Origin of the sequence: Gilvimarinus gilvus (assembly GCF_030518155.1) — a bacterium.
Taxonomy (GTDB): Bacteria; Pseudomonadota; Gammaproteobacteria; order Pseudomonadales; family Cellvibrionaceae; genus Gilvimarinus; species Gilvimarinus gilvus.
This window is the reverse complement of sequence record NZ_JAULRU010000833.1, coordinates 1-517: the sequence shown is the minus strand read 5'-3', so window position 1 is coordinate 517 and position 517 is coordinate 1. Positions and strand designations below refer to the sequence as shown.

Annotated in this window: 2 protein-coding genes; one reads left to right on the top strand and one right to left on the bottom strand. The window is 32.3% G+C overall.

Annotation, left to right across the window (positions count from 1 at the left end):
* Positions 1-201 (top strand): hypothetical protein (locus QWI17_RS23080; protein ID WP_302724898.1); only part of this gene is annotated, 201 nt, incomplete at its 5' end.
* Between the two features lie 41 nt (positions 202-242).
* On the opposite strand, the gene QWI17_RS23075 is transcribed toward QWI17_RS23080, so the two are convergent.
* The coding region (locus QWI17_RS23075; protein WP_302724897.1) for a transporter associated domain-containing protein at positions 243-517 on the bottom strand (275 nt) is incomplete at its 5' end.

The following is a 517-nucleotide window of genomic DNA, read 5'->3' as shown; positions in this document are numbered from 1 at the left end:
GTTATTAACGGGAAGGTATTTATTACAAATACAAGTACAGCTAAGAAAAGATATTATTTAACACTCTGGCAAGGTTCTAGAAAATATTCTAATTATAGTAATGGTTCTACTACACAAGCTGCATCTGCTACAATATCAATTACAGGTCTAGGAAGTAGTGCTAATGGAGAAAATTATATTACTGCTCAAAAAATAAATTAGTGAGTTACAAAAAAAACTCAACCATTTTGGTTGAGTTTTTTTTATTTCTTACGATATGCCAATATTTTATCAATACGATTACCGTCTTTGTCTACAATTTCTAGCGTCAAATCTTCTACTTCTACCTTATCACCAACATTTGGAATGGTTTCGTATTTGTCCAAGAAAATCCCAGCAACGGTAACGTATCTATTTTCGATGTCTTCGTCTATATCAATTTCAAAAAACTTCTCGAATTCATAGATCGAAAATTGCCCATCGATCAACCATGTACCATCTTCACGTTCTACGATTTCATAATCTTCGTCTTGGTTCT